Below are 8,600 nucleotides of genomic sequence, written 5' to 3'. Positions count from 1 at the left end.
ACGGGGCACACGGGGCAGCGGTGCCGGGGGAAAAGCGCGCACAAAAAAGCCGCATCGACACCTGGCTGGATTACGCAAGAGGGTGCGTCTTCAGAGCAACCGGGCGTTGACGCCGAGAGGCTCGGCGGCGGCCACCAGAACCTTGTCGAGGGAGCAGAGTTCGAGGCCATGGTTGTATGCGATGGCGAGATGCAGGGCATCACCTGCGCGTAGCCCGGAGTCGTGTTGGTCGGCGAAATGTGCCGCGATGGCGTAGTCGGTCGCCGCGACGGACAGGTTGCTCAGCGAGGCTTCGCGCAGGCCGGCAAAGGCCGCGAGCACCGTTGCCCGCTCCCCGGTCGTCAGGATCTGTCTGCGAACCTTCATGGACAGGGCCGCCGAGAACTCGGTCACTGTCCAGTCACTGATATGCAGCGTTTCGACCGGCTGTGCCGCGAGCCAGGTCTGCATGTCGCCCGTGCGCGGCTCGCGGGTCAGTGCGGCCACTAGCAGGCTCGTATCCAGATAGCGCATCAATAGCGCGCGTCGTCGCGCAGGGAGCGTACAAGGTCCTGTTCCGAGCAGCTGCTCTGGGCGTCGGTCAACGCGCGCAAGGCACCGGCATCGATCGGTTGCCTGGCCGGGGTTGCACGGCTCAGTCTCACCACGGCCTTGCCCCGCTTGGTGATGATGATGTTTTCGCCCGAGGCCGCGCGCTCGGCCAGCTCGCTGAGGCGAGCCTTGGCGTCGGCGAGGTTGATGGTGGAATCCGACATTTCGTGCTTCCTGACTATGTTGATGGTCACATTATAGGACAGCCACCAACATGCAGGAGCCTGCTTGCAGGCGAACGAGTTCCCGGTCCGGAATCTTTCGCCGTAGCCTGATCGCGCAGAGGGCTGCGCTCCTACGGGGCACACGGGGCACACGGGGCAGCGGTGCCGGGGAAAAGCGCGCACAAAAAAGCCGCATCGACACCCAGCCAAGAAAAAGCGTCGATGCGGCGGGGGACTCCCTTCCCGCGGCGTGTCGGGACACCACCCCGACGTGCCGGTCCAACGGAGATGTCACGCAGATACAGCAGCATGTCAGCAGCGTGGCAGGCTCTTCCGCCCCGGCGCCCCGATGAAGGCGCCACTGCGGGTGAGCACGGGGATTAGTTTCTACCCTGTCCACGCATGAGTAAAACAAGTTTTTGTCACGTAGTATGTGAGTCAGGCTCATGAAGGAGGGTGGCATGCTGGAGATCCGGCATTTGCGGGCACTGCACGAGATCGTTCGCCTGGGCAGCGTGACGGCGGCGGCCGAGTCGCTGTGCGTCACCCAGTCGGCGCTGTCGCACCAGCTGCGGCAGCTGGAAGAGCGCATGGACGTGGTGCTGTTCGAACGGCGCAGTACGCCGGTGCGCCTGTCACCGGCCGGAACGCGCCTGCTGCAGGCGGCCGAGCGCGTGCTGCCGGAGGTGGCCGCGGCCGAGCGCGACATCGCCCGCATCCGCGACGGCCGCGGCGGGCGGCTGTACCTCGCGCTGGAGTGCCACAGCTGCTTCCAGTGGCTGATGCCCTCGCTGGCGGCCTTCCGCGAACACTGGCCCGAGGTGGAGCTGGACCTGAGCCTGAGCCATGGTTTCGATGCCCTGAATGCCCTGCGCGAACGCGAGGTCGACGCGGCGGTGTCGCCGGATCCGGTGGAAGACCCGGAGCTGATCGCGCTGGACCTGCTGGAGTACGAGAACCTGCTGATCGTGCCGCGCGGGCATCGTCTGGAGGGGGCCAGCTACGTGGAGCCGGCGGATCTCGAGGGCGAGACCCTGATCACCTACCCGGTGGAGGAGGAGCGCCTGGATATCTGCCGGCACTTCCTGCACCCGACGGGCATCTCGCTACCCCGACGGACCACCGAGGTGACGGCCATGCTGCTGCAGCTGGTCGCCAGCGGGCGGGGTGTCGCCTCGCTCCCCGAATGGGCCCTGCCGGAACTGGAGGCGCAGATGCAGGGCGCGGGAAACGGCGCGCGGGGTTCCGGGCGTTCCGCCATCGCGCGTCTGCGCATGGGCCCCGACGGCCTGTGGAGCACCCTGCGCCTGGCCATCCGCCGCGAGGACGAGGGCCTCGCCTTCATGCAGGACTTCGTCGGCATCGCCCGCGACGAACTCCACCAGGCCTCCGTGCGCCGCGGTTGATCGGCGCGGGGTCAGCAGCCGCCACCGCCGCCTCCGCCGGCCCCTCCGGCGCCGCCGCTCGAGCCGCGGGTGCTTTCTTCCAGCCACATGGCCATATGGCAGGCGATGGCGATGGCCCCGACCGGGCGCGGATGGATGACCTCGACGAACCAGCCGCCGGTCAGGCCGGTTTCCTGCTTGGGCCGGAAGGTGGCGACCATGTCGCGGTTGTCGCGCAGGGTATAGCTGAACAGCCCGCGCCAGTCGGTGCGTTCGCCATTGAGCTGGTAGTGATCGTCGCGATAGCTGAACAGCCCGCTGAGCGTCTTGCGGTCGGTGCTGGTCTCCTCGATCTGCGTGACCGTGCCCGCGCCGGCGCGCCAGACCTCCTGGCGCTGCGGCATCCCGAAGAAGCCGACATTGCGCTGAATCTGCTGGAAGAATCCCGCGTCCGGCGGGTCGGCCAGGCGCATGCGCGTGGTGGCGAAATGCAGCTCCGGCCTGCCGAACCAGGCCGCGAGCCCGCCCGAAGGGCGCCGCAGCCGGGCCACCGGCGTTCCGGCCTGTCGCAGTTCCGCGATGCTGCGGGTCTTTTCGCCAAAAAACGGCAGCCGCTTGAGCGGCGAGATTTTCACGAACTCCAGCTGCCCCTCTACCGGGCTTTCCTCTCCCGGCGGCGGGGATCCGGGCCCCGAGGGCGCTTCGGCAACCCCGGAAGCCGCGTTCGGTGAGGGGTCGTTCGGTTGCCACTGGGCCGCCGGCCCGTAACCACGCCTGGCCATGCTGATCTCCTTCCTGGATTGCGGAGGGCTGTGCATTCAGCCCGAGTATAGGCACGGCAGCTCTCGCCGTGCCCCGCATGAATGCATGGGGTGCAATGCCCGGTCCTGTTGCCCGGCGCCGATGCCGAAGAGGCCTGCGAGATCGCTGAACGACTGCGCCGGGCCCTGGCCGCGAATGGGTTCGCGTGCGAGCACGCTCCCACGGGCGGGGGCGCGCACGGGCTATACTCGAGGCCCATTTCTGCGGGAGGCGTCATGAGCCGGCTGTTCGAAAAAACCTACCCCGAGCCCGGCGCGGCACCCGGCCACGGGGCCCATGCACGCGAAGACGTGGGCGAGGGCGCCCGGGCTTGTGCATGGCATTACGGCCATGAGCGGCTGACGGAGCTCGATGCCGACCGGATCCTGTCCGGAGGTGCGGGTGACACCGGCGAGGGTTTCATGTGGCTGCACCTGCAGGGTATGCCGGGGCCCGAGCAGCTCCGTGCCCTGGGCAATGCCTTCGGTCTGCATCCGCTGGTGCTGGAAGACATTCGTCACCAGGGCCAGCGCCCCAAGGTCGATTTCTTCGACAACGCGCTGATGGTCATCCTGAGCCACCCCCGGCATGAACAAGGCCGCATCGAACTCGACCAGTTCAGCCTGTTCGTGGCCCCCGGCCTGATCATCAGCATCCACGGTGGCGAGCAGGATCCCTTCGAGCCCGTGCGCGATCGCATGCGCAGCGCCAACCGCAACTTCAACCGCCTGGGCGCCGCGTACCTGGCCTACGCGCTGATGGACGCCGTGGTGGACCAGGGCTTCCCGGTGCTGGAAGAGATCAGCGAGTGGCTGGAACGCCTCGAAGACGCGGTACTCGAGCGGCCCGACGCCAGCACCCTGGCCGAGATCCACCGGCTGCGCCGGGAACTCCTGGTGCTGCGTCGCCAGCTCTGGCCTGCCCGCGACGTGGTGGCGCGGCTGATGCGCGACGACCTGGAACCGTTTACCGTCGAGCTGTTTCCGTACCTGCGCGACGTGCACGACCACGCCATCCAGATCGTGGATCTGCTGGAGTCCTACCGCGAGATGGCGGCCACCCTGATCGAGGCCTACATGTCCGCCATCAACCAGCGCTCCAACGACGTCATGCGCGTGCTCACCATCATCGCCACCATCTTCATCCCCCTCACATTCGTGGTGGGGATCTACGGCATGAACTTCGACCACCCCGAGAGCCCCTGGTCGATGCCCGAACTCTACACCTATTACGGCTACCCCGTGGTCTGGCTCGTCATGCTCGGCGTGGTCGCCGGCATGCTCTATTTCTTCCGCCGCCGCGGCTGGTTGTAACGCCCGGCACGAATCGGCCGGAGGGCCGGCCTACCGACTACCCCCGCCCGTAGGAGGCCAGCCCCCTGGCCGACCGGGGCCCGGACGACCCACCCGGCCGAATCGGCGAGAGGCTCGCCTCCTACCGACCGGCCCGCCGGCCGACCCGGCGTCGGACACGGGACAACGGCGATCTGAATCGGTATCGTTTCCCCGGAAAGATCAAAGGAAATACGGCCGATGGACGCAACCGCCGAGGCGCCGGCACACGCCGACGAAGAACCCGCCGCAGCCATTGCCGCCCCCGAGCAGGTCGAGGCGTTCATCGAGCGCTGGCGCGACACCGGCGGCTCCGAGCGCGCCAACTACCAGCTCTTCCTCACCGAGCTGTGCAAGCTGCTGGAGCTGCCCCACCCTGACCCGGCCAGCGACGACACTGCCGACAACGCCTACGTATTCGAACGCCGCGTGACCATCCGCAACCCGGATGGCAGCGAGAACCGCGGCTACATCGACCTCTACCGCCGCGGCTGCTTCGTGCTGGAGGCCAAGCAGACCGGCAAGGGCCTGCACACCCAGGGCTGGGACAAGGCCATGCTCGCCGCGCAGAACCAGGCCGACCAGTACGTGCGCGCCCTGCCGGAAGACGAAGGCCGCCCGCCGTTCATCGTCGTCACCGATGTCGGCCGCAGCCTGGAGCTCTACTCCGAGTTCTCCCGCTCCGGCGGCACCTACGTCCCGTACCCGGACCCGAGCCGCCACCGCATCCGCCTGGAAGACCTGCGCGACCCCGAGATCCAGCAGCGCCTGCGCCACCTGTGGCTGGCGCCCGACCGGCTCGACGCCAGCAAGCACGCCGCCCGCGTCACCCGCGAGGTCAGCGCGCGCCTGGCCGAGCTTGCCAAATCCCTGGAACAGGGCGGCTACAACGTCGAGCGCGTCGCCCACTTCCTCAAGCGCTGCCTGTTCACCATGTTCAGCGAAGACGTCGAACTCCTGCCCAAGGGCAGCTTCACCGCCTTGCTGGAACGCCTGCAGCAAAACCCCGAACACTTCCCCGACGCCATGCGCTCCCTGTGGGAGACGATGAACACCGGCGGCTTTGAGGGCCAGCTGATGCACAAGGTGCAGCGCTTCAACGGCGGCCTGTTCCAGAACATCGACCCCATCCCGCTCAACGCCGACCAGATCGGCCTGCTCATCCAGGCCGGCCGTGCCGACTGGCGCTTCGTCGAACCCGCCATCTTCGGCACCCTGCTGGAACGCGCGCTGGACCCGCGCGAACGCCACAAGCTCGGCGCCCACTACACCCCGCGTGCCTACGTGGAACGCCTGGTCATGCCCACGCTCATCGAGCCCCTGCGCGCCGAATGGAACACCGTGCAGGTCGCCGCCGAGGCCTGGCTGCAACAGAACAAGCCCGACAAGGCCCTGGACGAGCTGCACCGCTTCCACCACCGGCTGTGCGAAACGCGCGTGCTCGACCCCGCCTGCGGCTCCGGCAACTTCCTCTACGTGGCACTGGAACACCTCAAGCGCCTCGAAGGCGAAGTGCTCAACCTCATCCGCGACCTGAGCGCCGGCCAGGCCACCTTCGACACCGAAGGCCTCACCGTCGACCCGCACCAGTTCCTCGGGCTGGAGATCAACCCGCGCGCCGCCGCCATCGCCGAGATCGTCCTGTGGATCGGCTACCTGCAATGGCACTACCGCCTGCACGGCCGCCTCAGCCTGCCCGAACCCATCCTGCGCGACTTCCACAACATCGAATGCCGCGACGCGCTGATCGACTTTGATGCCCGCGAACCCATGACCGACGAGCACGGCCACCCCGTCACCATCTGGGACGGCATCAGCTACAAGAAAAGCCCCGTCACTGGCGAACTCATCCCCGACGAAACCGGCCGCACCCCCGTCTACCACTACAGCAACCCGCGCCGCGCCGAATGGCCCGAAGCCGACTTCATCGTCGGCAACCCGCCGTTTATCGGCGCCGCCACCATGCGCCGCGCACTGGGGGATGGCTACGTGGACGCCGTGCGCAAGGTCTTCAAGGGCATCGTCCCGGACTCCGCCGACTTCGTCATGTACTGGTGGCACATCGCCGCCGAGAAAGTACGCAAGGGCGAGGCCCGGCGCTTCGGCTTCATCACCACCAACAGCCTGCGCCAGACCTTCAACCGCCGCGTGCTCGAACCGCACCTGAACGACACCAAAAAGCCCCTGTCGCTCTCCTTCGCCATACCCGACCACCCCTGGGTGGACAGTACCGACGGCGCCGCCGTGCGCATTGCCATGACCGTCGCCGTACCCGGAGACCAGCCCGGTACCCTGCGCCACGTCTTCAACGAACGCGATACGGACGACGACGCCCGCACCGTGGAACTGAGCCACAGGGCGGGGAAACTTTTTGCGGATCTAACCATTGGAGCCAACGTCGCAGGCGCATTGCCGCTTCAGGCAAACTCGAACATCAGTCAGCGAGGGTTCGAACTCGGTAATTCGGGTTTCATCATCGAGCCTGATGATGCCGGTCGTTTAGGACTGGGCCAGACGTCGGATATTGGACGGGTCATCCGCCAATACCGAAACGGCCGTGACCTTACGCAACGCCCACGTGGCGTGATGGTCATCGATTTTTTCGGGCTGACAGCAGAAGAAGCTTGCAAGAAGTATCCGTCGGCTTATCAGTGGGTGCTTGAGCGTGTTAAGCCCGAACGCGAACAAAACCGTGATCGGAATCTCCGAGAGAATTGGTGGCTCCATCGTCGACTACGCACGGACCTCCGTGCGCAGCTAAAGGGCCTCCCGCGCTACATCGCCACCGTTGAGACCACCAAGCACCGCGTCTTCCAGTTCCTCGATGCGGAAATCCTGCCCGACAACAAGCTGATAAACATTGCCCTGCAATCGGCATCACACCACGGCATATTAAGCAGCCGCATTCATGTCTCGTGGTCCTTCGCCTCGGGCAGCCGATTGGGCGTTGGTAATGATCCGGTCTACGTAAAGACCCGCTGCTTCGAGACCTTCCCCTTCCCGGAACTCGACGACCAGCAGGCCGCCACCATCGGCGACCTCGCCGAACGCATCGACGCCCATCGCAAGGCGCGCCAGGCCGAACACCCGGACCTCACCCTCACCGGCATGTACAACGTGCTGGAAAAACTGCGCGCCGAAGAACCGCTGACCGCCAAGGAACGCAACATCCACGAACAGGGCCTCGTCTCCCTCCTGCGCGAACTCCACGACGACCTCGACCGCGCCGTCTTCGACCCCTACGGCTGGGACGACCTCGCCGACCGCCTCGTCGGCCGCCCCGGCGCCACCACCCCGCTGCCGGACAAGCCCGCCGACCAGGCCGAAGCCGAAGAAGAACTCCTCAGCCGCCTCGTCGCACTAAACGCCGAACGCGCCGCCGAAGAAGCCCAGGGCCACATCCGCTGGCTACGCCCCGACTACCAGGCCCCCGAAGCCACCCAGACCACCGCCACGCTGGAAGCCAAACCCGAGGCCGCCGCCGACACCCCGACCGAACCGGCCAAAAAGCCCACCTGGCCCAAATCCATGCCCGACCAGGTCGAAGCCGTCCGCCGCCTCCTCGCCATCGGCCCCCAAACCCCGGACGCCCTGGCCAGCCACTTCAAGCGAAAGCCAACCAAATCCATCACCCAGGTCCTCGCCGCCCTCCAAATCCTCGGCCAGGCCACAACGGAAAACGACCAATGGCGCCTGACATGACGATCGACCAGCAGCATCAAGGGCTCACCGCTCGGCCATGGCCCCAAACCGCATCGTCAGCCGGGCGAGATAACACGGTGCTAAAAACCACCGCGGCGACACATCCGACTGACCAACTACTGACGCTTGCTGACGCCATGCGCCCGGTGCAATATCCGATTAAACACGCGCGCATGTTCATCCAATATCCGTGCGCGCGATCCCACCACTGTTGGGCCTTGTACACGGAGCTATAGGATGGAAAACGTCCCCGCATGGGTTGGGTACGCGAGTTTCTACGTAAGTATGTTCGTCGCCTTCGTGGCTTTATCCGCTACGATGATCAGCTACACGGTGTATGCGGCCAACGCCAGTCCTGATGTGATCGTTCATCTCGAGCAAAATCCGGACTCGAAGACCGTCCTCAACTTAGTTATCGAGAACATAGGAAAAGGGGCAGCCCAAAACGTAACGTTCCATCCCGAGGCGCCCCTTCCGCAGGAGGCGTTTGGCTTTGACGATGCGCCGATACCAGAGCCAATGGCCAAAGGGCCACTGGTTAACGGAATACCCTATCTCGCCCCGGGTTCGCAGCGGAGGATGATGCTCGGCCAGTACGGTGGACTAGTGTCAGGTCACGCCTGATT

General features: G+C 66.1%; 7 protein-coding genes. 4 read left to right on the top strand and 3 right to left on the bottom strand.

What is annotated here, in order from left to right; all coding sequences use genetic code 11:
• Positions 1-90 precede the first annotated feature (90 nt).
• Both B1A74_RS13685 and B1A74_RS13680 read right to left on the bottom strand, forming a co-directional pair.
• Positions 91-513: a type II toxin-antitoxin system VapC family toxin gene (locus B1A74_RS13685; protein ID WP_077244961.1), complete on the bottom strand. Its 423-nt coding sequence runs from the start codon at positions 511-513 to the stop codon at positions 91-93.
• Positions 513-755 carry a type II toxin-antitoxin system Phd/YefM family antitoxin gene (locus B1A74_RS13680; RefSeq protein WP_077244958.1) on the bottom strand — a complete coding sequence of 81 codons (243 nt, stop codon included), beginning with the start codon at positions 753-755 and terminating at the stop codon, positions 513-515. The genes B1A74_RS13685 and B1A74_RS13680 overlap by 1 nt, the downstream gene beginning before the upstream one ends.
• A 461-nt stretch (positions 756-1,216) precedes the next feature.
• Here B1A74_RS13680 and B1A74_RS13675 point away from each other — a divergent pair, with 461 nt between their 5' ends.
• Positions 1,217-2,161 (top strand): LysR substrate-binding domain-containing protein, encoded by a 945-nt coding sequence (locus B1A74_RS13675; RefSeq protein ID WP_018947923.1) that lies wholly within the window; start codon positions 1,217-1,219, stop codon positions 2,159-2,161.
• Between the two features lie 11 nt (positions 2,162-2,172).
• Here the strand turns inward: B1A74_RS13675 and B1A74_RS13670 are convergent, their stop codons facing one another.
• Positions 2,173-2,922 (bottom strand): hypothetical protein, encoded by a 750-nt coding sequence (locus B1A74_RS13670; protein WP_018871055.1) that lies wholly within the window; start codon positions 2,920-2,922, stop codon positions 2,173-2,175.
• A gap of 255 nt (positions 2,923-3,177) precedes the next feature.
• Here B1A74_RS13670 and corA point away from each other — a divergent pair, with 255 nt between their 5' ends.
• The 3 genes from corA to B1A74_RS13655 all read left to right on the top strand — a co-directional run bounded on the left by corA (position 3,178) and on the right by B1A74_RS13655 (position 8,598).
• Positions 3,178-4,254 carry a magnesium/cobalt transporter CorA gene (gene corA, locus B1A74_RS13665; protein WP_077244957.1) on the top strand — a complete coding sequence of 359 codons (1,077 nt, stop codon included), beginning with the start codon at positions 3,178-3,180 and terminating at the stop codon, positions 4,252-4,254.
• 219 nt (positions 4,255-4,473) lie between these two features.
• The gene (locus tag B1A74_RS13660) at positions 4,474-7,974 is read left to right on the top strand and encodes a class I SAM-dependent DNA methyltransferase (RefSeq protein WP_077244956.1); all 3,501 of its coding nucleotides are present in this window, start codon (positions 4,474-4,476) and stop codon (positions 7,972-7,974) included.
• A gap of 237 nt (positions 7,975-8,211) precedes the next feature.
• A complete protein-coding gene (locus B1A74_RS13655; RefSeq protein WP_077244955.1) occupies positions 8,212-8,598 on the top strand; it encodes a hypothetical protein in 387 nt (128 codons plus the stop codon).
• Positions 8,599-8,600: the final 2 nt, after the last annotated feature.

The organism is Thioalkalivibrio halophilus (assembly GCF_001995255.1).
GTDB classification, from domain to species: Bacteria; Pseudomonadota; Gammaproteobacteria; order Ectothiorhodospirales; family Ectothiorhodospiraceae; genus Thioalkalivibrio; species Thioalkalivibrio halophilus.
The sequence above is the reverse complement of the archived record's forward strand: the minus strand, read 5'-3'. Positions and strand labels throughout refer to the sequence as shown.